The sequence below is a fragment of the Sphingobacterium sp. UBA865 genome, assembly GCF_002295765.1.
Taxonomy (GTDB): domain Bacteria; phylum Bacteroidota; class Bacteroidia; order Sphingobacteriales; family Sphingobacteriaceae; genus Sphingobacterium; species Sphingobacterium multivorum.
Window position 1 is genome coordinate 204,977 of the sequence record NZ_DBGB01000020.1, and the last position, 23,905, is coordinate 228,881.

The 23,905-nt window shown below is 38.0% G+C and carries 18 protein-coding genes; 3 read left to right on the forward strand and 15 right to left on the reverse strand.

Annotated features, from left to right (window positions below; genetic code table 11):
- Positions 1-2: 2 nt before the first annotated feature.
- Positions 3-2,351, reverse strand: coding sequence for a GH92 family glycosyl hydrolase (locus tag B2O97_RS11695; protein ID WP_286767423.1), 2,349 nt, complete (start codon positions 2,349-2,351; stop codon positions 3-5).
- Between the two features lie 146 nt (positions 2,352-2,497).
- Positions 2,498-3,484, reverse strand: coding sequence for a LacI family DNA-binding transcriptional regulator (locus B2O97_RS11700; protein ID WP_286767424.1), 987 nt, complete (start codon positions 3,482-3,484; stop codon positions 2,498-2,500).
- Positions 3,485-3,889: 405 nt separating this feature from the next.
- Between B2O97_RS11700 and B2O97_RS11705 the strand changes: the two genes are divergently transcribed.
- Positions 3,890-5,317 (forward strand): arylsulfatase, encoded by a 1,428-nt coding sequence (locus B2O97_RS11705; protein ID WP_286767425.1) that lies wholly within the window; start codon positions 3,890-3,892, stop codon positions 5,315-5,317.
- Between the two features lie 274 nt (positions 5,318-5,591).
- On the opposite strand, the gene B2O97_RS11710 is transcribed toward B2O97_RS11705, so the two are convergent.
- The 13 genes from B2O97_RS11710 to B2O97_RS11770 form a co-directional block, all read right to left on the reverse strand.
- Entirely contained in the window at positions 5,592-8,069 is a 2,478-nt protein-coding gene (locus B2O97_RS11710; protein WP_286767426.1) for a phosphocholine-specific phospholipase C, read from the reverse strand.
- Positions 8,070-8,284: 215 nt separating this feature from the next.
- On the reverse strand, positions 8,285-8,518 hold the full coding sequence (locus tag B2O97_RS11715) for a SusD/RagB family nutrient-binding outer membrane lipoprotein (protein ID WP_286767427.1): 234 nt from the start codon (positions 8,516-8,518) through the stop codon (positions 8,285-8,287).
- Positions 8,519-8,612: 94 nt separating this feature from the next.
- The gene (locus B2O97_RS11720; protein WP_286767428.1) at positions 8,613-8,777 is read right to left on the reverse strand and encodes a hypothetical protein; all 165 of its coding nucleotides are present in this window, start codon (positions 8,775-8,777) and stop codon (positions 8,613-8,615) included.
- Between the two features lie 24 nt (positions 8,778-8,801).
- The gene (locus B2O97_RS11725; protein WP_286767429.1) at positions 8,802-8,999 is read right to left on the reverse strand and encodes a hypothetical protein; all 198 of its coding nucleotides are present in this window, start codon (positions 8,997-8,999) and stop codon (positions 8,802-8,804) included.
- Positions 8,962-9,318 (reverse strand): hypothetical protein, encoded by a 357-nt coding sequence (locus tag B2O97_RS11730; RefSeq protein WP_286767430.1) that lies wholly within the window; start codon positions 9,316-9,318, stop codon positions 8,962-8,964. The genes B2O97_RS11725 and B2O97_RS11730 overlap by 38 nt, the downstream gene beginning before the upstream one ends.
- Before the next feature lie 29 nt (positions 9,319-9,347).
- Positions 9,348-9,512: a hypothetical protein gene (locus tag B2O97_RS11735; RefSeq protein WP_286767431.1), complete on the reverse strand. Its 165-nt coding sequence runs from the start codon at positions 9,510-9,512 to the stop codon at positions 9,348-9,350.
- Between the two features lie 70 nt (positions 9,513-9,582).
- Positions 9,583-11,166, reverse strand: coding sequence for a DUF3843 family protein (locus B2O97_RS11740; RefSeq protein WP_286754717.1), 1,584 nt, complete (start codon positions 11,164-11,166; stop codon positions 9,583-9,585).
- 163 nt (positions 11,167-11,329) lie between these two features.
- On the reverse strand, positions 11,330-12,127 hold the full coding sequence (locus tag B2O97_RS11745) for a tyrosine-protein phosphatase (protein WP_286767432.1): 798 nt from the start codon (positions 12,125-12,127) through the stop codon (positions 11,330-11,332).
- Positions 12,128-12,447: 320 nt separating this feature from the next.
- Positions 12,448-14,850 carry a GumC family protein gene (locus B2O97_RS11750; RefSeq protein ID WP_286767433.1) on the reverse strand — a complete coding sequence of 801 codons (2,403 nt, stop codon included), beginning with the start codon at positions 14,848-14,850 and terminating at the stop codon, positions 12,448-12,450.
- An 18-nt stretch (positions 14,851-14,868) separates the two neighbouring features.
- A complete protein-coding gene (locus B2O97_RS11755; RefSeq protein WP_286767434.1) occupies positions 14,869-15,654 on the reverse strand; it encodes a polysaccharide biosynthesis/export family protein in 786 nt (261 codons plus the stop codon).
- Positions 15,655-15,727: 73 nt separating this feature from the next.
- Complete coding sequence (locus B2O97_RS11760; RefSeq protein WP_286767435.1) at positions 15,728-17,677, reverse strand: polysaccharide biosynthesis protein; 1,950 nt, start codon at positions 17,675-17,677, stop codon at positions 15,728-15,730.
- 227 nt (positions 17,678-17,904) lie between these two features.
- Positions 17,905-19,875, reverse strand: coding sequence for a hypothetical protein (locus B2O97_RS11765; protein ID WP_286767436.1), 1,971 nt, complete (start codon positions 19,873-19,875; stop codon positions 17,905-17,907).
- Positions 19,876-19,965: 90 nt separating this feature from the next.
- Positions 19,966-20,670, reverse strand: coding sequence for a hypothetical protein (locus B2O97_RS11770; RefSeq protein ID WP_286767437.1), 705 nt, complete (start codon positions 20,668-20,670; stop codon positions 19,966-19,968).
- Between the two features lie 491 nt (positions 20,671-21,161).
- Between B2O97_RS11770 and B2O97_RS11775 the strand changes: the two genes are divergently transcribed.
- Both B2O97_RS11775 and B2O97_RS11780 read left to right on the forward strand, forming a co-directional pair.
- Positions 21,162-22,766 (forward strand): DNA/RNA non-specific endonuclease, encoded by a 1,605-nt coding sequence (locus B2O97_RS11775; protein WP_286767438.1) that lies wholly within the window; start codon positions 21,162-21,164, stop codon positions 22,764-22,766.
- Positions 22,767-22,830: 64 nt separating this feature from the next.
- On the forward strand, positions 22,831-23,490 hold the full coding sequence (locus B2O97_RS11780; RefSeq protein ID WP_286767439.1) for an HAD family hydrolase: 660 nt from the start codon (positions 22,831-22,833) through the stop codon (positions 23,488-23,490).
- Positions 23,491-23,905 lie beyond the last annotated feature (415 nt).

The following is a 23,905-nucleotide window of genomic DNA, read 5'->3' on the forward strand; positions in this document are numbered from 1 at the left end:
GATTATTTCTTTTTGTTCGATTTCAACTTGATATTTGTTTGCAAATCTGTTGTCATTGAATAAGGCGCTGAATTTTTGGACGCTCCCCTCGTATAATTAGGCTTTGCCGCCATGTCAAAATTAAGTGTCCCACCTTCATGCAATGCTTTGTGACTTAACCAGTTCTTACCATAGTCCTTACCGTTCATTTGCAATGTATTTACATATACATTTTCAGTAGAATTCTTTGGAGCATCTATGGTCAAGGTCTTACCATTTTCAAATGTTAAGGTCGCTTTTTTAAATAACGGTGCTCCGAGTACATATTCATCCGTTGCTGGACAAACAGGATAGAATCCCAGCGCAGAAAAAACATACCATGCAGAAGTTTGACCATTATCTTCGTCACCACAATAGCCATCAGGTGTAGGCTTATACATGCGATCCATCACTTGACGCACCCAATATTGTGTTTTCCAAGGTTGGCCAGCGTAATTGTACAAATATGGCATATGCTGAATTGGCTGATTACCATGTGCATATTGCCCCATATTCGCAACTTGCATTTCGCGTATTTCATGGATAATACCGCCATAATAGCTATCGTCGAAATCTGGAGACTGGACAAACACCGAATCTAACATGCTCACAAATGTCTTTTCTCCTCCCATTAGGTCGATCAGCCCCTGAACATCGTGAAATACGCTCCACGAATAATGCCAGCTATTTCCTTCGGTGAATGCGTCACCCCATTTTAATGGATTAAAAGGAGTTTGGAATTTCCCATCTTTATTCTTTCCACGCATAAGATTGGTCGATGGATCAAATAAATTCTTATAGTTCTGCGCACGCTTAGCATACAAATCAATTTCAGCCTTCGGGCGGTTCAACGCTTTTGCCAATTGGTAGATCGTGAAATCGTCATAGGCATATTCTAATGTTCGTGCTGCATTTTCATTGATTTTAACATCATATGGCACGTACCCCAAGCTATTGTAATAGTCAACGCCCTTCCTTCCAACAGCACTCATTGGTCCTTCGTTATTAGCACCGTGTTGTAAAGCTTCGTATAACTTATTGATATCATAACCGCGTAATCCCTTCATATAAGCATCCGAAACCACCGAAGCGGAATTATTGCCCACCATAATATCGGCATATCCAGGACTGCTCCATTCAGGTAGGAAACCTCCTTCCAAATAGGCATTGAGAAGACCTTCCTGCATTTCCTTATTAATGGAAGGGTACATAAAGTTTAAGAATGGATACAACGCTCTGAAAGTATCCCAAAAACCTGTTCCTCCAAATAAATAACCAGGAAGTGTTTTTCCATTATATGGACTGTAATGTACAGCCTTTCCTTGCGCATCAATTTCATATAACTTGTTTGGGAAAAATAAGGTCCGATACATCGTCGAATAAAATGTACGCAACTGATCGATATCATCGCCTTCTACTTTAATTTTTCCTAAGGTAGAGTTCCAGATCTGACGTCCATCTTCTTTTACTTGATCGAAAGACTTATTACTTAACTCATTTAAGTTTAATAAGGCTTGTTCGGCACTAATAAAGGAAGATGCTACGCTCACCTGTACTGGTTTCGATTTGTCTTTTACCTTAAACCCTACGATTGCACCAGTGTGATCACCTTTGATCTGAAGTTGCCCATCCTTCTTCTCTTTGCCTTCCCAAGTAGCGACACTTGCAAAAGGTTGATCAAAAACTAAAACAAAATAATTCTTGAAATTAGCAGGTAGTGGGCCACGTGCATATTTCGAAGAATAGCCAATTATCATATTTTTTTCTGGAATAATCTGAACTTCAGACCCCTTTTCATAAGCATCCAAAACAATATACGCATCATCTGTTTTATTAAACGAGATCCTAAACATAGCTGCGCGTTCTGTTGGTGTCATCTCTGCAGTCACATCGTGATCTGCTAGATAAACCGAATAATAATACGGTTTTACAATCTCCGCTTTATGCGAAAACCAACTCGCACGCTCATCTTGATCAAATACAGGCTTTCCCGTTACGGGCATGATAGAAAAAACACCGTAATCATTCATCCAGGGTGATGGCTGGTGAGTCTGTTTTAATCCACGAATCTTATCAGCGGTATATTGATACTGCCATCCGTCGCCATTTTTCCCTGTTTGTGGTGTCCACATATTCATTCCCCAAGGTCGCGCTATTGAGGGATAGGTATTACCATTGGACAATTCAAATTTGGATTCCGTACCCATTAATGGATTAACAAGATCGACAGCTTCCATTTGCTGTCCTCTAAATTTCTGAGCCAAAACCGGTTTTGCGCAAAACAAACCAAAAGACAATAACGAACCCAGAAAAACACTTATAGATTTTTTCATTATTTAGGATATATAAAAACATTTCTACTAAAACGTATTAGTAAAGATATAAAAAAGAATATTAAATCAAAACAAACACCTGGCATTGAGAAGCAGGTCTTATTATTTTTACAATCAATTTCTACACATCCTTTTATTGCCCCATTTTAGCGCCGGATCAATTTTGTTGAGATAATATATTCTTTTGGTGTGGATATTCCTTGATCTATTTCCTTTAACAAAACTTTCACACAAGTCTTAGCCAGAGGTTCCAATGGTTGTTGTATACAGGAGATTTTAGGGTTTAAAAGATCAAACAACTCATGGTCATCAAAAGAAAACATCGGAAAATCATAGTTATTTTCATCCGCTGACCGCAAGGCCTTCAAGCCAAGAATACAAAGGTAATTTGTTGTAAAAAAGAGACCGTCTAATCCAACCTGCTTAGCTGCCCAATTTTTCAACGTACGTGAACCTTTCTGCTTCAGATGCTGATAAGGTAATTGCAGTATGCGAGGCTCCATTCCGTATGTGTCACAAAAATCTAAATAGGCACATTTTCGCGCCAACATTTGTGGTTGATCCGAATCGATGGTTACCAGCCCAAAATTTCTGCAACCTATAGATTTCAAATGGTCACATGCATTCTTCCCACTAACTTCATTGTCAATATGCACATAATGGGTTTCAACTGCTGGAGTATTCCTATCAAAAACGACCAATGGAACTTTATGCTCCAATATTTTGCGTTGGTATTCTTCCAAATCTACGGTCGGAGCCAAAATAATACCCTCTACTTTCTTTTCCAACATCGAATCAATGATATCGCGTGCATTTTGCGAATCGCCAAGCGTACTACTGTAGAGGACGTGATAATTTTTCTTTCGGAACAATTCCTCTACATACAATGCAAATGGACCAAAAAAAGAATCTCCAATATTTTCTACAATTAGACCGATGGTATTTGACCGCCCCGTAGCTAAACTCTTAGCGAGAGCATTGGGCTTATAGCCTACTTTTTCAACGTATGCAAGTACACGGTTTTCCAATTCCTTGCTAATGCGTGCTCGCTCGGCTTTGTGATTAATGACTAATGAAACAGTTGATTTAGACACATTGAGTTCTTGTGCTATTTCTTTAATTGATTTGGCCATAAGAGCATTTTCATAAAATTAGGGTGAAATTAGAAAATAAATATGAACATATCGGAGATTACAATTGATAGCACACAATAAATTATTACACAATCGTATGCGTAGACAGTAAAAAGTAACATATTATCAAATTAAGGCTCTTTCATTACCGCTATTATCGCTCAACCAATGCGAACTAGTACGATCAAAAGCTATTTTTGAGTAAATTTAACCCTCATTCTTTTTTAAATAATTAGAATAATATACTTCTCAAAAATAGAAGTACTAAAAAAGCATACGATGCATAACCAATAAAACTAAATTAGGACCATCTGACTGTTTTAATGGATGAAGTTTCACTACTAAATAAACTAGTGGGCAGTCTTAGCTAAGAAAAAATTAATTTGAAGAAATAACTGAATGCAAATGAAAACATCTTTTATCTTGTCTCTTCTTTTGGCTCTAGCCTCTCTTGCCATAGCTCAAAAGAAGGACCAAAGACCGAATATTGTACTTATTATGGCAGATGATCTTGGTTATGGAGACCTTGGTGTATACGGTCAGCAAAAAATTGAAACGAAGCATATTGATTCATTGGCTGCCAAAGGAATGAAATTTGACAACTTCTACGCTGGGACATCTGTGTGCGCTCCGTCGCGATCATCTTTAATGACAGGACAGCACACTGGCCACACCGATGTACGCGGTAACAAAGAAATTGAACCCGAAGGACAACAACCGCTAGCCGACTCTGTACAAACTTTCGCTATGCTTCTACAACAGGCAGGATATACAACCGGTGCATTTGGAAAATGGGGCCTTGGAATGGTCAATACAACAGGGGCGCCCGATCAAAAAGGATTCGATGAATTTTATGGCTATAACTGTCAACGTCAATCCCATCGTTACTACCCCACTCACCTCTGGCATAATAAGGAAAGGATAGAACTCCATGGCAATGGTTTAATGGCCAAAAGGCAGTATGCACCAGCATTAATCCAAGAAAAGACCCTGGAATTTATCGATGAAAATAAGGAGAAACCTTTTTTCCTGTATGTACCTACCGTTCTTCCACACGCCGAATTATCAGGTCCGGATGACAAATATTACCAATTATATGCAGACCGGTTTGATGAAAAACCGCATAAAGGAAATGACTATGGACCACAAGCAACTGTTCCCGGTTACACTTCGGTTGAAAAACCACATGCGATGTATGCGAGTATGGTAAGCCGTATGGATGCTTATGTCGGTCAAATTGTTGATCGGCTACGTGAAAACAAGCTATTGGACAATACAATTATCATTTTTACGAGCGACAACGGATCGCACAAGGAAGGCGGAGCTGACCCCAATTTTTTCAATAGCTCCGGTGGGTTGCGTGGCAACAAACGCGACCTCTATGAAGGTGGCATCAAGACCCCTTTCATTGTGTACTGGCATGGTAAAGTTGCCGAAGGGAAAACTTCAAACTACCTAGGCGCCTTTTGGGATATTATGCCTACGATGGTTGAGCTTGCCGGAGCAAACAAACCGCATTATACAGACGGTATTTCATTTGTGCCAACGCTACTAGGTAAAAACAAGCAACAAAAACAGCACCAATACCTGTACTGGGAATTTCATGAAGATGGGGGACGTCAAGCCTTGCGTCAGGGAGACTGGAAACTTATCTTACAAAAAGTCAAAAGTAGCCAATCTACAGCCGAACTATATAACCTCAAACGAGATCCCAAAGAACAACACAATGTTGCCCAGGAAAATCCAAAGAAAGTAAAAGAATTACGCCAGCTGATTGAAAAAGCGCATGTCGAAAGTGGTATTTTCCCATTGACAAATATAACTCAGCCATAAAAAATAAAACAACGATTTGGGGGGTAGCTAACTGAATTATATTCCCCCAAAAAGCTATTAAAATCCTTGAGAATATAGGAAGAACGTTAAAAAATAGAGATTATCTTTCCTGTAAAAAGAAATCATATTTTTTTCACTAAGTTTACTGACTACCCCAAGTGGATGCTCATACCTATGCAAAAAGATCCCAGTCAAAATAAAAACTGGGATTTCTCACCCTAGTCAGTAATATATTAATTATATACCCTTTGGTCAATTATGTAGGAACGGATTATTATCCCAATTGTGGATCAGTTTTCGAATGATTGCCCGTTTCCACACGTCCTGCAAACTGGCGCACAAATTTGGTATTCTCAGCATGTACCTTTATATCATACCACCCATGGATTTTATGAGATTCCACAATCCACTTCGTAGATTTCCCGGCAGCAAGTACAATGGATTTCTTCCATGTACTATAAGCATTATCCTCCGCATGTAGACGGAATGATTTTTTACCATGATTTTGAATCTCCAAAACAAGATTACCCGTTAAGTGCCCTTTCCTCCCGATTTCATAAGTTGCACGAACAGTCAATGGTTCCTCATGTCCTTTAAATCCCCGCATAAACCCATTTGGGCCATATACGGTTAGATCGTAATGCCCATCTTTAAAGTCAGCCAGATTCCAGTCAAAGCTCAGATTCTGACCAGCAACAACTGCAAAAGGCCAAAATTTAACCCCTTCTTTATAACTTGGTCCACTATAGACATTAAAAGGGCTACTGAGCGATTTATCACCAAACACCTTATTGCCCGCTTCTAATGTTAAATGAATTCGGTTGTCTTCTTTAGCAAATGACTCTTTAGCATAGAGCTCATAGGCTAACGCGCAAGAATTTTTTTGACCTTTCTCCTGTCTCGCCAGTAAAGTGGAATGCCCCTTAGACCGTAATGCTGCGGCATCCTCTTTCGACCAAACGTGAAAATTATTGGGTAGTGGTTTCGATTTGGCCTGATCAATCGCATAGATCTGCTGATTCCGATCAAGGAAAGGCAAATCAACAGCATTCGATCCCTCAGCTTTCCGAAATATCGATGTCAAGTCACCTGTAATAGCTCGACGCCAAGAGCTTATATTTTCCTCTTTTACCTGCTTACCCAACTTTTTCTCGAAAAAATGCTCCATAAATTGAATCGTCGACGTGATATCACAGATCTCCGAATTGACCCAGCCGCCTTTTGACCAAGGGGAAGCCACAATCAAAGGGACGCGGTAACCAAGCCCCACTGGACCTTCCGTTGCATTATCTTTTTCTTCACCATCGGCAAGCTCCTGTGCTAAACTCACATATTCACCACTATAATCTAATTCCGGCGAAGTTTTTCCAGAACGGCTGTCTGCGGGGTTAGGTGCTACAAAAGGAGGAATATGATCAAAGTAACCATCATTCTCATCATAGTTCAGAATAAAAATGGTCTTCTTCCAGATTTCCGGATTTTCTGTCAAAATATTCAATAGCTCCGATACATACCAAGCGCCATACATAGGTGCACTCGGATGATCTGAAAAGCTTTGTGGTGCTACAAGCCACGACACTGCTGGCAGTTTCCCTGACTTCACATCATGTCTAAATTGGTGGAGTACATCGCCCTTAGGAACGGTAATTTTTTCACCCTCATGTGTCACAACGCTTGTCTCCCGATAGAAGGAGTCCCCCTCATTCGTTTGAAACGCACGTTCATGCAAAGCACGCTGCTCTTCAGGAAGCTGATGAAAAGCATGCTCCGTAAGGCGTGCCAAATGTTTTTGGTAGCGATTCAGCTGTTCCTGCTTCTGCTTGAGTTTATTCTGTGTTTTCTGGACACTCTCGGAGCTATTATTAGCTAATGCTTTCTCAAGTTCTTGAATCTCCGCCGGTAATTCCGCGACACGTTTCCGCATAAAATCAAGATGGCTTTTCTTGAATTCAATATGATATTGCGCAAACCATTCCAAATTGTTGTCCGTGAAATTTCCCAACAGATCCTCACCCTCTAAGCCACTTTCTATGCTGACCTCATTTTGGTAGACTTTCCAGGAGATCCCCGTTTCTTCCAGGCGTTCAGGAAAAGTCTTCCAATGTGCCCAACGGTTAAAATAGATATCGGAATTCCGCACCAATGGCTTCGCCCCTTTATGTGGCACACAGGTTCCAGTCCAGAAGAAATGCCTATTGGTTGTTGTACCTGTGATAGACGAACAGAAGTGCTGATCGCAGATCGTAAAGGCATCAGCCAATGCATAATAAAAAGGGATATCTTCGCGTGTATAATAACCCATTGTTAGCGGAATCTCTTTCAGAACCTTTCCTCCTGGCCGTTTTGCTTCGATCCAATTATCGTGTTTTCCCTCATTACGGGCTGCCATCTGGTTTTCCCAGGAATGTGGTAAATTTCCGGTCCACGCAGCATTGGAGTTTTTGATATCCAGTCGAAACGGCGAATAGGTCTTACCTGCAGCCGACGACTGCAACCATACGGGATTACCGCTAGGCAATTTAATCGCCCGTGGATCATTGAATCCCCGAACCCCACGAAGTGTTCCAAAACTATGATCAAAAGAACGATTCTCTTGCATTAATAAGACAATATGTTCGGCATCTAAAAAGGTACTTCCTGTTATAGGTTCAATCGCCAATGCGCGCTGTATGGCATCTGGCATAGCACTCTGTAAGCCAAAAACACCAGCTAACAACGAAGCCTTCTTAATAAAATCTCTTCTGCTATCCATAAATAAATTTGTTATCTCTCTGCTAAATTCAATGGTCTAAAGCGAATATATCCATTCGCTGTCGTTTTTAATGTAACGTTTTTAACAAAAATCCCCGCAAACGATTGATCTCATCCTTCCCCCCATATTGGCGGGCGAGCGCTTCATCCAAATTTTGTCCGTTATAAGTGTACTCACTGGCTGGATAGCGCCAACGAACAGGTATTTTGGTTAGATCATCCGCATTTAAACTGAATGCGGGGTTGATTTTCCATTTTGGGTAACCTGTTGACGAGTTTTCTCCATTTTGTTAAGTCTCCGCCATACAAGGGATCACCCGCAAATTTTGCTCCGCTTGCAAAGAGCTGATCTGCTTTTTCTAATTCATCAAGAATACCCTTTTTAACGTATAATGCATCTGCAGAATAAACGGGATCAAGCTTGTGGAAGAATGCCAAGTTTTGCGACATATTTAAAATAATATCCCATTGGAAATTTTCCTTTTTTATAGCAGCTGTACCCAATGTAATTCCATGACATCTGGTCATTTTCTCCTCATGCGTATTAATCAAACGCGAAGTAAAGCCTGACGACCCCGATATGGTTAAGTTTCCCCCAATCAGAAACCTTATAATTCAAGGTCAAGGCAGCGTTCATCTTATTAATCAGCTCAGGGGTAACCTTCTCATAAGCCGTCAAATACGGATTGTCATACCAGGCTTTATACATTCAATTTTGAGATTGGTCGTTAATCTACCAATAATCTTTGTAATCCTGTAAATTATACTCAGGCCCAGTCCACACGAGAATATTGGAAATATACCCCTGATCATTATATCCTGCGCCAAAATTACTTCTTGCTGAACGACGATTATAGGCAAGGCGTGTTTCTATATCAACTTTTTCGCTAATCTTAGTCTGCCCAGCGACAGACATGTTTGTCATATTCATCTTTTTGGTTTGGATACTGTCCTTTTTTATAAATATGATTTATCGATGTTCTAATACTTCCATGTTCACCCTGGTTGGTAAAACGAACGGAGTTATTGGATATAAATCCCCGCTCAAGAAAATTCTTAAAACTGTCCTTGCCAAGGGAAAGCAATTCCATCTCTTCCAGTTGTTTTGTCAGTGGATTCCATTGCTTGGCTGAACGCCCAATATCCGGTTTATCCCCCCCCACATAGTCATCATTATTAAACTTTCCCCTTTCACCTAACGGGTATCCATGTTGTACTTCGGGCAAAGCTAGATAACCCGAAAAAAACATGTTATTGCTATGACTGAGATCTCCGTTCCTTATTCCGCAAGTCCCTTTTTTGTCGTAATCATAATGGCCACACCAGCCCCCATACTACCGTACAATTCCGCTGCGGTTGCTCCCTTCAGCACATTCATATCTTCGATATTATCTAAAGGACCACACCATCTTATACAGCAAAGGATAGCCTGACTTAGATGCATAAAAAAGTTCCATTGCAGGTAGGCAATGGAACTTTTATGTATTTCTGTATTTCTACAGTCGATACACGAGTTATTTTAATAATGGAAATGGTCCCAAGAAGTAAGTTCCTCGTTTATAGAAACGGAGAAAGAAATCAAGGACCTCATCGTTCACCGGAAAAAAGAACTGTTTGTCCACTTCCGCCTTGAATAGATTAACATAGTACTTAGGCAACTCACTTGGGAAAAAATCTTCGACCAAAAGATTCAAAAAGTAGCGTGCATAAGGCACCTCAATTTCACCATCTTTCTCCGCGAAGTCGTTATTCTTTAATGGGAAAAATTCCGCTATACCGCCAAAAACTTCTAAACCCGTTTTCGGATTAAAAAACACGGTGACTTTAGCATCTTCTGTAAGGTCCAAATTTGATTCTGGAAGTGGAGACTCTTCTTTACTCGGGTATTTTTGCTGATATTTCTTAAAGAAATCCGTTGCAAATTCCTTCACTTCCTTTCCTTCCATAAACGCCACTGCAGCCTTATGCTCCGACTGGAACAATTTACCCATATCTTTCAGCTGCTTTTCCGTTTTCTTCAAGCTCTTATCCTTACCATTTAAGGCTTCAATGCGATAGGTCATCTCATATTGCTCAGGTAAATCAAAATTCACTTCATCGGCATTCACAACAGTCATAATTCCCGACAGGTTCCAGGCATCTTTCCAAGGCACAATTTCCATATAGAAAGATAGGGGTTCTGTTGGTTCAACAAATTGCTGTATAGAGTCCTTAAAGATTTTAAATGCAGTTTTTGTTCCGATATGTTTTACATGTACATAAAGCTCATCCGTTTTAACGAATTCGAAAAAGCTATTAATGCGATTACCTAATGTCTTGACAATATCATATAGCGCATGTTCTTTGCCAACCACCTCAGCTACAAACTCAGATGCCTTCAACGCAAACACATGTAGTCTATAATTATTGAAATGGTTGTCTCGAACCCGATAGATCATCTGTTGCAACTGATTTTGATCGTGCTGATATCGCCCTATTTCCGCAACTTGCATCAAATGATTAAGATTGGTGTTATATTCACCCGCTGTCAGGTAATTTGTAGCGACAAGCTTTTCAATAAAATTACGGACTTCAAAATAGTTCGCTCCTTCGTCCAAAACATATTCTAGTTTTAACTTTTCATTTTCAGGAGCAACTTCATAATGTTCTTCCAAGATCGAATAGGCCAAATCTGTAACCAATTGGATCAAACGACCACGGGGATCAATAAATAAATGTGGGTTGCGTTCACTGAAAAACAACCAGGTCAATACAGCAATATCTTCGCTATTAATATCCTCAGCATAATAATCCGTCAGGTCATTATCATTATAAAAAGGCAAAAGTTGATTGTATAGTTCTGTATGGATCGTTCTAAAAGCAGCAAAAATTCCTGTTTTCGCAATAACGTCTTCTAAGTAACACGTTAGATAGATACTCAATGTCTTTAAAGCATCGGTATGGATGAGATCATTTGTCTCTTGCTCCTCAAACCATAGTGTCGATAAACTATCATTGATTTCATTTGCAACGCGTAAGTAATAACTATCTATTTCGTTTGTTTTTTGATAAGTATGGTGTGCTATCCAATCTTGAATAAAAATTCTGTTTCCTCTCATATGAAAAATGCTAAAACCAAAAGTAGCCAAATTTTCGAAATATCCATGCGGGCAAAATACAAGATACCAGAAATAGGATTCACCTATTCGCCAGTTTTCTTAACAACAAAATATATTAAGACGAACTAGACTAATTATTTTAGGGATAATAACTTCAAAACTACTAACCAGCAACGTTCACACTATCAAGTGTTAAGTGATCTTGAAGCGACGAGTTAATTATATTACAAGTTTTAAGTAAATCTCTAACAGGATATTTTGCAACGACTTCTTCCAATGCAGCTAGATGGCGTTGGTGATGAGTATCTGTTCCGACAAAATCATACATACCTGATTTGATCATGGTTAATGCAGCAGACTTAACTTCAACACCATAATAACGACTTATCGATAATAAATTTAATTGTAGCATACATCCTGCGTCCTTAATCTGCTTATACATATTAAAATTATAATGATAATAGTTATAACGCTCCGGGTGAGCTAAAATTGGTTTATATCCCAAATTCTGAATATCAAGGATAGTTTTAAATAACGCTCTAGACTCTTGAAGATATGACATTTCAATAAGCACATAACCGCCCGGCATTACACACAACTCATTTGAACCGATTAATTTCTCAATCCCATCATCTACCATATGTTCAGCAGCATGAAATATCTCTGGAGAATTTGGTATCTTTTTCAATTCTTTGACCAACAAATCCTTTGATTTTTCGATTGTACTCAAAGTGTTAGGATGAACACCTTCTATTATATGCGGCGTACAGATAAATTTATCAAATCCCATTCTGTTTAAGCCTTTAATTAACTCTATCGACTGATCAACAGATTGACTTCCATCATCAATTCCTGGTAAAATATGGTTATGCATATCGACCTCTAGAAAGGCCAATTTTCCTACAACCTTTATCTTAGAATCCTTTTTATTGCCCGCAAACAATTTTGACAATATCCCCATATACTAATCAAATAATTTTAAAGTAGTTTAATAGAAACTACAAATATAACGGAAAACATAAACAAAACGCTACAGTTAAACATAATTTATTTAAAAAACCAATTCCTTTCTATAGAAAAAACTAATTTAATAGTTGTAACTAATTTTTATAAAAGCTCAAAATATTACACTATAACCTTTTATTTACATTTTATGCAGAAATGGTTTGAAACTGCTTTTCAAAAAAACTCAAAATTCATACAGCAAAAAGAGTACCAACAAAAAAGCACCAACATTAAATATTGATGCCTTTTAATAATTGATATAATATTGGTAACTAGCTACTTTTTAGCAGATTTAAATAAATTTTGAAGAAAGTTGAATCTTCTACTACTCTTATCATCTCTCTCACCATAACCATAACCGTAGCCATAGCCATAGCCATAGCCTCTGGCAAAATCGACATCATTAATTACAAAAGCCATATTTTTCAATTTACTTTGTTGATAAAGCTCTTTAGGCACTTGTAACAATCTTTTATCGAGATAATTTGCTCGTGACACATAAATAGTTAAGTCGGCATTATGGGCAATTAATACAGTATCAGTCACTAAGCTCACGGGAGCTGTATCCACCAAAACATAGTCATAATTTCTACGTCCGTATTCAATAACGTCGTCAAAATGACCGTTCATTAAAAGTTCCGCTGGATTAGGAGCGACATAACCCGAATAAATAATATCAAAATTGTAATTCCCAGGTTTTTTTATCACGATATTATCAAGATCCATGTCGGGATTAATCATATACTGCGTGATACCTATATTCGTGTGTTGAAGGTGTGCAAGTCCCAAATAATCCAAAACTTTAGGACTTCGGATATCTGCACCGATCAGAAGTACCTTTTTCGCAGACATGGCAAGAATTTTCGCTAGATTAGTTGACACAAACGACTTCCCTTCTCCAGAAGTTGTTGAAGTAATAAAAATAACTTTCGAATCATTTTTATTAGGTCCCAACATGAAGGACATATTTGTACGGAGTATCCGAAAAGCCTCAGCTAATGAAGAACGATCATTCTCCTGGATGATAGGATGCTCACTTGTAGGAATCTCTCCTAATATAGGAGCTTTTATAAGATCTTCAATATCCTTCCTAGACTGAATTTTGTTATCCAATAAAAACTTTAAATATAATATACCAAATGGCAAGATCACCCCAACAATTAAAGCTCCTAACAACACAATACTTTTCTTAGGAGATACTGGAATATTCGAGCCAAAGGCTTCATCAATAATCTTTAAATTGTCCGGTGTTGCGGCGGCCTTGATCTCATTCTCTTCTCTTTTTTGTAATAAAAAAAGATAAAGAGATTCGACAATCTGCTGCTCTCTTGAAATATCTTTAAATCCACGTTCTTGTTTGGGAAGATTACTCAATTTACCTTGTAACTCCGATTTCTTAGCTTGGGCAGAATTTAGGGCTAATTGTGTAACGTTTCGGTAATTATTTAATGACTTTATCACATTGTTATTCAAGACTCTAATATTATCATTGATATTTTTAATGACAGGATTATCAATAGTAGAAGACTTCAATAAATCATCTCTTTCTAATACCATCTTATTATACTCAACAATTGTCTTTTCAATTGAAAGATCCTGAAGGCCGATATTTGTAGGCAAAAGTTCGGTATTGTTGGATTGCACATATTGCTTCATATAATCAACCAACTGAAGCTGAGTCCGCTGTTCCACAACTTTCTTATCTGATTCTGAAGCATTTTCAAGAAAAAGCTTCGCTTCAGATTCAACATCAATTAGACGATTCCCTTCTTTAAAACTTTCAGCTTTACTATCGACATGAGACAAGTCCCCGGAAATTTTATCGAGTCGCTCGTTAATAAATTTAGACGTAGCCTTAGTAAGTTTATCTTTATCTTGAGTAAGATCTAAATTATATTGATTAATTAATTCATTAATAATTTTAGAAGCCTGGAGGACCGAGGCAGAAGTAGTTGAAAAATTAATAATATAGGATTGCTTTTCTTGATTGGGAGTCACATTTATCTCTTTCACTAGATTCTCTAATGCATTCAACCTAGGAAGAACTGTAATGTTTATACTTTTATTAATAAAAGACTGAATAATTGGAGTTTGAGGCAAAAGAATAATCTCACCTAAACTCGACTTAACTTTTGTTCCAAGAAGAATCTCTTTTGTATTCTTTCCCAATTCATCTTCGAGAATTACTTTTGTGGAAGAGAGTATATCCACACGAAATCGTCCTTTTATTGTATCTTGGTAAGATATATTTGAATTTACCAAAAAGAGGCGAATTGGGGATTCTTGTTGTGCTAACATTTCTTTCTTAAATCTACCTTCAGAATAAGAAATGTTCAAATTTAGCGTATCGACAACTTTTCCAGCCAATCTTCTAGATTTAAGAACATCAATCTGATCCATTACTTTAGCCGTATTACCAGCACTACCTGTGATAGATGCGAGATCCGCTAGGCCAGCCAACTCCCCTTTACCTTCATTTTCATTTGGCAGAAGTATTTTAGCATCTACTTTATATTGCTTCGTTGCAAATTTAAGATAAAGAAATGCACTAAATAATACGATTGAAATAGACAAAACAAACCATTTCCAATAGTAAAAATATTGTTCAAAAAGGGCTTTTATATTTATTTGCTGGTCTTCTTGTGAATCAGAATTCAATTGAGATAAATTATCAGGCATAATAAAATTTGTAAATTTTTAACGTACAATAACAGAAATAACAGTGATAATCAAACCAACTACTGAGATCAACACATTCGTATTCTGACCATAATTAGCATTTCGAATTTGAGATTTATTTGGTTCAACATACACAACATCATTTTGTGCTAAATAATAAAAAGGGGAATTTAAAGCATCTTGTTTAGAAAGATCCACCCGATTAACCGTTTTTTGTCCATTTACCTCTCGTATGACCAAGACGTTATTTCTTACCCCTTTCATTGTCATATCTCCCGCCATACCTAAGGCCTCAAGCAATGTTATACGCTCATTTTGTAATGGAAATGAGCCCGGACGAGCCACTTCCCCAATCACCGTTACTTTGAAATTATTGAATGACATATTAACACCTGGATCAACAATATATTTCTTTAATTCTCCCCGCAATTTATCCATCGCTTCCATTCTTGTCAAACCCTCCAAACGAATCTTACCTATTACAGGGAAATCAATCATCCCCATTTGGTCGACAGTGTAAGTTGGCTTCATTGCCAAATCGGTACTAGTAGCACTATTCATTTGATAGGGGCTAACTTGATTAAATGGCATAGCAGCTTTCAAATCAGCAGCAGAAACAGCTATTGATAAAATATCATTAGGTTGTATGCGTGGAATGTATTTTTCGTAATCATTAACAATATTTGTCGAGTCGGATTGCAGGTATATTATACTCTTTCGAGAGCCACAGGATGTTAGCCCTAAAATTATGCTTGTTAGCAATAATATTTGAAAATAATGTTTAAACTTAAAATAAGTATGCATGAATGAAGTATTATTTGTATAATTCGTGGTAAAAATATCATTTTTTTATTAGATAATCATCTCTAGATTACAATTAGGTTGCTACTTGAACCCCATCATTATCAAAATCCAATACACTAAAATCTGAATTTTGGGATTTAAATTCTGGAACAATCTCTTTTAAAACTTTTACCAAGGACATTGCGTCCACTTTTTGCAATGAGGTCATAGTAACAAGTTCTTTCAATTTTTCACATTTAAATGCTAGGTTTTCATGATTAATTTTTGCAATCATAATTTTAGGATGGTGAGTTTCCAAGGTATTTTCACCATTTGCTAACAGCTCTTCAAAGATTTTTTCACCAGGTCTAAGTCCCACTATTTTGATATCAATATCATCAGGATACCGATATCCTTTTAAACGAATCATCCGTTTTGCCAAATCCATAATTTTGACAGAGCTACCCATATCAAAAACAAAAATCTCCCCGCCTTGGCCCATAACGGCAGCTTCCTGAACTAATTGACATGCCTCCGGAATAGTCATAAAATAACGTGTAATATCAGGATGCGTAAGGGTAAGTGGACCTCCTTCAGACATTTGCTTCTCAAACAAAGGAATAACTGAACCATTTGAGCCTAATACATTTCCAAACCGTGTAATAACAAACGATGTATTACCCTTACCATAACAACTGCTGACATAAATCTCAGCAGCTCTCTTCGTTGCTCCCATCACATTTGTAGGATTTATCGCCTTATCAGTAGAAATCATAACAAATTTTTTGGCATAATACTTTAAGGCAAGGTCTGCAAGATTCTTAGAGCCAACAACATTTGTCCAAATAGCTTCATAAGGGTTATCTTCCATTAGAGGAACATGTTTGTAAGCAGCAGCGTGAAAAACGATATCAAAATTATACTGATTAAATAAATGATCTAAAAATACAATATCCCTAACATCGCCAACAACACACTTTACTTTATCAGAATTATTCAGGTTTAATGATTGCTGCAAATCATATAGTGGGGATTCAGCCTGGTCTAATAAAATTAATTTTTTATATTTTTGTTTTGCAATTTGACGAGAAAGTTCCCCTCCGATAGATCCTGCAGCACCAGTTATCAGGATTACTTTATTTTCAGTCTCTGCTATTATTTCGGGATTGTTCAATTTTATATTTTTCCTACCTAATAAATCTTCTACTTTAAGTGGCCTAATTTCTCTTTTGATACCAGAATTTAACAACAAATGAGCTGGAGGCATAATTTTCAGTTCTATTTTCAACTGTTGAAATGCATCAGTTATTTTTGCTAATCTTTCGGGATCGTCGTTTTCAACGGCTATAACAACATCCGAGATATCATTTGCCCGAACAAAATCCATAGTGATGGCAGAAATATCCATGATACGAAGTCCCCCGATACGCTTGCCTACACGAGAAACTTTATCTTCGACAAATGCTACAACTTGATATTTTGTCCTCTGATCCTCTTTCAATAGAGAGAAAGCAACCAATCCCGGTCTTGAGGCGCCAAAAATCAGCACTTGTTTCATTTTTCTATTCCTCAGAAATAAACTTTCATAAATTGTACGATAGAAAACCCTAGAAGCCACCAAAGAAACCATTGTAAAAAAAGTATGCATTAAAAGAACACCATAAGATACCCTAAGAAACCCCAATACATTGTGATCTTCTCCTGATGACAAGCGCACAATCGCACTTAATATCGCTAGAATCATAAACGCAAGCCAAGATGTTTTAAATATCTTAATTGCATCACTTAGTCCAGTTTGCCTTACAATCCCTTTGTATGTTTGCATGATCACAAAACAGCTCAGATAGATGATCAATACAATAGGAGCTTTCCACACCATATCAAGTACATCTAGACTTCCTTTAAAGCTATTAACAATAAAGTTTGAAAAGACATAGCAAAACAAAACTATACCCAAATCAAATAATAATACAACCCATCGTGGATTTTCTTTGCGAAGCCTTCTTCTTAAATATGAGAAATTCATAAAAACCAAATATTTCATGGGTTACAAAAACGTTTCAGGATTATCAAAAAACAAACCAAAAAAGAAAATTATCATTATTTTTCTGGGACCGAAAGCACTTTTCATAAAACGAACAAATATACATCAAATTTAGAATTTGATGTATACTAAAAAATACACTTCATGACTATTTATAAGATTTCATAGATCCCTTATCTTTTCATAACACATTTTTATCACAAAATAAATAACTCACTATTGTAGCACTACTTTTTATTTAATTCATCCATAATTTGATCCAGTAAGTAGCTGATCGCACCGTCGCTCGTCTGCGGCAGTCGTGACGACATTTCAACCTCAGCACGGGTGCCCACTACACCCTTGGAAGTAACTGCAGTACTACCATATTGATTGAGCTGCGCCACCGTTGCTTCCCATTGTCTTCCCGGTGTTACGCCCATTTCCTTTAACATAGCAGGTAGCTTTTGTAGATCAATGGCTGCAGACATCTTATTTTGCTTCATTAGTTTTGCAAAATCTTTATTTACGGGAGCATTCATCTTATTCTGACGGATATCATTTAATGACAAGGAATCATTACTGACCATGACCAGATCTTCTTTCAAAAGAACATACATTGGAAAATCTTTGGCTTTCTGTTTTGAAAACGCATAAATACCATCATGAACCTGTCCAACTTGCTTTGAAACTGCCATTTCTAAGCCTTTTTTTATCAACCGTTGATCTTTCGATGTGAACATCCAAATAAACACCGGAAGTGTTTCTTCCTTCGTCTTTTTCACTTCGGTTGCATTATAATCATCGTCATAGGTGTAATCGATATAATCTTTTTTGAACTTCCGAAGACCATTTACGACGACCAAGTGGTCTCCTGGCATCACCTGGGCAATGGCCTTTTCATCGAGCGCTATTTCAAGAGCCATCAGTCCCCATTCGACAAGGTCCTGTTGAGGCCCCAATAAACCGCTATAATATTTTGCCATATAGGCAGGCATCTCTCTCAGATAAGCCTCCGAATTAATATTCACATTAAAAAACCCTAGTGTTTTATCCGTTAAATATTTACTGAACTTCGAATTAGGCTTTCGCGCATACATTCTTTTGGTCATCTCAGCAAGGTCCTTATCTAAACCTACAGATCCCTTTAATTTCAGCACATTGCCCTCTTGTACTAACTCCAATACCCCGTCTTGATAACCCGTCTTGAATTTATCCAGTTTGATTCCCATATAATAATAAGGAAGAGAGGTGGTGTAAGGCATAAGACCACGGTACAGATCCTCTACACGAGGAACATATAATCGAATGAGCCCGAGATTCTTTAAAACCTTCTCCTGATCTGCAATTGACAAAGACTTATAACTCCCTGAAACCAAACGGGTAACCTCGTTCAATAACCATTTATCACGTAAGCCGTTACGAATCCAATCGTTTTTCCGATTTTGATCTTCATAAGCCGTATAAAGCGAATCGTAGTAACTTGGATCATGCATTTCTGCCACTTCATCCATCGCAATATCAGCAACAGGTGGCAGTACTTCTGTAGCACCTATTATCGTATCAGGTTCTGCAGCTATAGCAACCGGCGGGGATACTGGCACCGCTAGATTTTCATCCGCATCCCAGACTACGGCAGCAGAGTCCATTACGGCTACAGTTGTATCTGCCCAAGCATCTTCGTCATCAGCTGGACGCGCGACGTAGTCTACCTTTTTGATTCCATAACGACTAGCAATTGAATCATTGTCCAAAAAGGTGGTATTTGTCGTTGCCGAAACAAATCGAGCGATCCGATCGTTGTATACCAACATACTCCCCGCCTTGAGGCCTATGCTCGTATAGCCATTTGCAAATGCCTTGGGTTCACCCGCCTCATGGAGCAGTTTCTCAAATTGCCCCTTGTTATTCAAGGAAAATATAAATTCCGTAAAACTGATACTATCGGTTTTCCTGGTATAAAAATAGGCTGTCTGGGATAGGTCTACCCCCAAATTTTTAATATCATTGTTCGCTGAAATTCCCGATTTCTCAAAAAAACCAGTCTTCTGGAGTAACTCGTTCAGTTTATTTGCATTTGCTTTCTGCACAATGTCTTTCATATGGAAAGCTGCAATCATTTCTGCATCCTCGGGGATTTGTTTGATCAAGTCCTGCGCCTTTACAGTTGTCCCAAAAGACAAACATGCTAATCCTAGCAGTATAAATTTTGATTTCATCGTATAAATAATTTTTCAGCTACACCGAACCTGCTCTATAGAAGCGCTTTCAGCAACTAAATGAAGTCCCGGTTTCACCAATGTTATAGGTTATTTTGTTAATGTGATTTTATTTGCCAAGCTCGATTTACCATAGACCAAATCCATAAATGGTAGTTTTAGCAAAACCCCTTTCTTATTTCCGGCAACCTTTGCAAGACTGTTTGCCTGAGATACAACCGGTTTTTCAAAACGTACAATCTGCGTATAGAATGCGTCCGCAAACTGAGTTGTATTATCGCTTCCCAGCTGATTAAATTTTGCTTTCCAGTCAGCAGAAGCCACAAATTTGCGTTCAAATACATGGCTTTGTGCGTTATAATAATAGCGGTTTGAATTCGATATCTTCGTTTTAAACCGATTTGCCAATATATCCGAAAAGGCGTTCAAGGATTCTATCTGGCTGAAATCACAGGAGATATTAACGATATAATTGGTAAAATCTGTGCTGTACTGTACAGTAGAAATTCCTTTAGTTTGTTTTAGTAACTGAACAGCAGATCGAATCTCTTTCTCCATGTCCGCTTGATAAGGTATACGGATGCCTTTAATACTTTTCATTTTCATTAAAGAAGACACCTTGGTTTTACTTTTACTCAAATTTAATGTGGCGGCAATATGTCCGGAACCGTCTGATTTTAAGTCGATCTGCTCAACAAAATCAAAGCAGCTCGATGCCGTCAATACCATGACAACAGCACAGATAATCACATAAAATCTATTCAATTTTCCTTTTACTTTAAATACTTCTTCCATTACAACCTCGTAACGATTAATAATTTGTCAAATCAATATATGTTTTGACATGAACAGCAAACATTGTGCTATTTTTTTCCTATTGACAAATTTATTAGAAACGAGAATATATTTTACTACCTGATTTCAGGGAAAAATGAAGAAAATCAACACCTTCGTATTAATTTTTTCCAAAAGGAATTAAAAGCGTTACCCTAGTACTACACATAATAGCACAACAGCAACCGAAAACAAATGATTTTTAAACAAGTATGGAACACATACTGTTAAATATTTTATCAATTACCTATATTATTGTCTTAACAACTGTTTGAGATCTTTAAATATACTACAAGTGAGATACTATAAAAACCGAAATGGTGCCTAAAATATCTATCTAAAGATCAATCCAATACAAACCTTATAACCGGGATTACTAAAAAGATCGCTGTAACTTCTAGTGAACTTAACTATTTTTGCCATCACTTTATCAATATACACTAGCTATTCATATGACGAACAAGACCAAAGCGATACCGGATCAAAATATATTCCGGATAGCCTACATTATAATTGCATTGCTTACTTTTAACTCCTGTCAGAAAACGGAAACTAGAATTGACCGAGCAGCGGTGCAATTTACCCCTACTATTGTCGGTCAAATCAACACACAAACGACAGAGAGTTTCTGGAATAAAAATGACCAAATCGGTGTATATATGTACATAGCCGACCAACCTTTGGCAGCAATTTCGCTTATCGACCAGGTCAAAAATTACCCCTTCACTTTTAACGGTTCGGTTTTTCAAAGTAACAGCCCGGTTTTCCTACCGAATGAAAACGTGGACTTTATCGCCTATTATCCTTACAAATCACTGGCAGACTTTCAATATCCCATCAATATAAGTGACCAGTCCAACCCGGCAGCCTTAGACCTGATGTATGCAAACAATGCCAAAAACATCGGTAAAAACAACAATACAGTACCACTTATTTTTGTACGACAACTGAGCAAAGTCAACATTAAGCTATCCATAACCAATACAGCCGCATTGGAAGCCAATCAGATTATCGTAAAAATGCCAGCTATAAGCATCCAGGGAGGATTCGATTTGACAACAGGAAAATTGACTGTTAATTCAACCGAAAAAAAGGATGTGCAAAAAAAGGTATCACTAAATACCAATAAAACCGCCCATATAGAATTTATGCTACTTCCTGGCGAAGATATCACAGGAAAGGCCATTAAGTTTATTGCCACTAATGGCGATACCTTTACCTGGACAATACCCCAAAATCGGAATTTAAAAAATTTAATAGCCGGAAGCCAATATAGCTTTGATATCAACATTGACAATGGAAAACCGAGCGGCGGGATTGGTGAATCACAAGCTTATCTGGAAATACCCAAAATGAGCAATCTCAGTAGTGATGAGGTATTTATACAACATTTTATGCCCGACGCAAGCGACAGCAGAAATTATGCGATGCTATATGACAAAAAGCTAAAAATGGCATATTGGGTTGCATACCCCTTATACAACAGTGTGCTAGGGTCAGGCAATCGTACGGATGCCTGGGGTTACGATCCTGCCGTATCAACAGCATTTCAACCCAATCTATTTAAGGGATTTCAGCCAACAGGGTACGACAGAGGGCACCAATTGCCAAGTGCAGACAGAAATCTCAATATTGCTCAAAATAAAACAACATTTTATTTTACCAATATGACAGCACAGGTTTCACGACTTAACCAAGGTATTTGGGCAAACCTGGAAACGAAAGTGAGAACCTGGACTGCACAGTGTGACACGATGTATGTCGTAACTGGCGCAATACCTAAGACCAGCACCGAAAACAGCCTCGATTTTGCGCAGGACAACGATGGAAAAGATATTGCCAAACCAAAATACTATTTTAAAGCCTTGGCAATGAAAAAAGGAAACGAATATTATACCATTGGTTTTAAGATTGACAATGTCATTCCACCTTCAGGAAGCACGTTCGAAAATTATAGGTTAACCGTAAGCGAACTGGAAAAAATAACTGGGTTCACTTTTTTCCCAGATCTAAATGATACACAGAAAGGAAATATAAATACCTCCATTTGGAAATAATTAAACTCCATTTAATCTCACTATTCTACCATGGTTCAAGCGCAATTTTTACTAGATTTATCAAATGAAACTTATCATATTTGATCTGGACGGAACACTGCTAGATACATTACAAGACCTGGGGGACAGCTGCAATGCTATTCTTGAACAGCATGGATATCCAACGCATCCACTCGTTGCTTATAAGAAATTTGTAGGCAATGGCGTACAGAAACTCATCGAAAGGGCATTGCCCGAAGAAGCACGAATGGCAGAGACGATTACAGTCTTACTTGGAGCTTTTAAAAGCTATTATGAACAAAAACCTGTATCGCATACACGTCCTTACCCGGGAATTGTATCGCTGCTTCAAGAACTGAAGTCCTTAGGTTACCTAATCTCCGTAGCGTCCAATAAATACCACGAGGCAGTCATCCCACTGATGCAACAATACTTCCCCGATATTCCATTTGACCTTGTCCTCGGCCATCGCGCTGGTCATCCAGCCAAACCCGATCCCGCAATCGTCCTAGATAGCCTCGAGACATTAGGTGTCAACAAACAAAATTGCCTGTATGTCGGTGATTCATCGGTCGATATGGATACGGCCAATAATGCCGGGGTAACAGCAATCGGTGTTACCTGGGGCTTTCGCGATGAAGACGAATTGAGACAACACGGGGCAAAATACATTATCCATACCCCAAGCGAGCTCCTCAATATTACAGCAACAACACTGATATAACAGAAAAACGGCACTTTAACCGATAGCGATTTAAGTGCCGTTTTTATTAGATCCATCCTAATGTCGTTGATTCGGTACCATTGCTATTGGCGATCCGATGAAATCAGGGAAATTTCCTATAGTGTCCTGAGCCTACATTTTTGCATCCATTAGTTGCTCACGCTGTCCTTTTGGATGACCAAGCTTCATGTGTATGTATACATACATAGAGGAGGATGTCCACTTCAGCAGAGATAGTGCTAAGGGATCAGAGGAAGTAAAGGAGGTACAGCAGCGTTTTCAAATGTTCTGATCATGCCACGATCCGGTTATCCAGTACTCATCTTGCAGCTTGTATAAAGATGCTTCACACTGCTAAGGCACAATGAGGCCAGGGGAAGTACGGAAGTATCCAAACGAAAGAAGCCCTTGACTG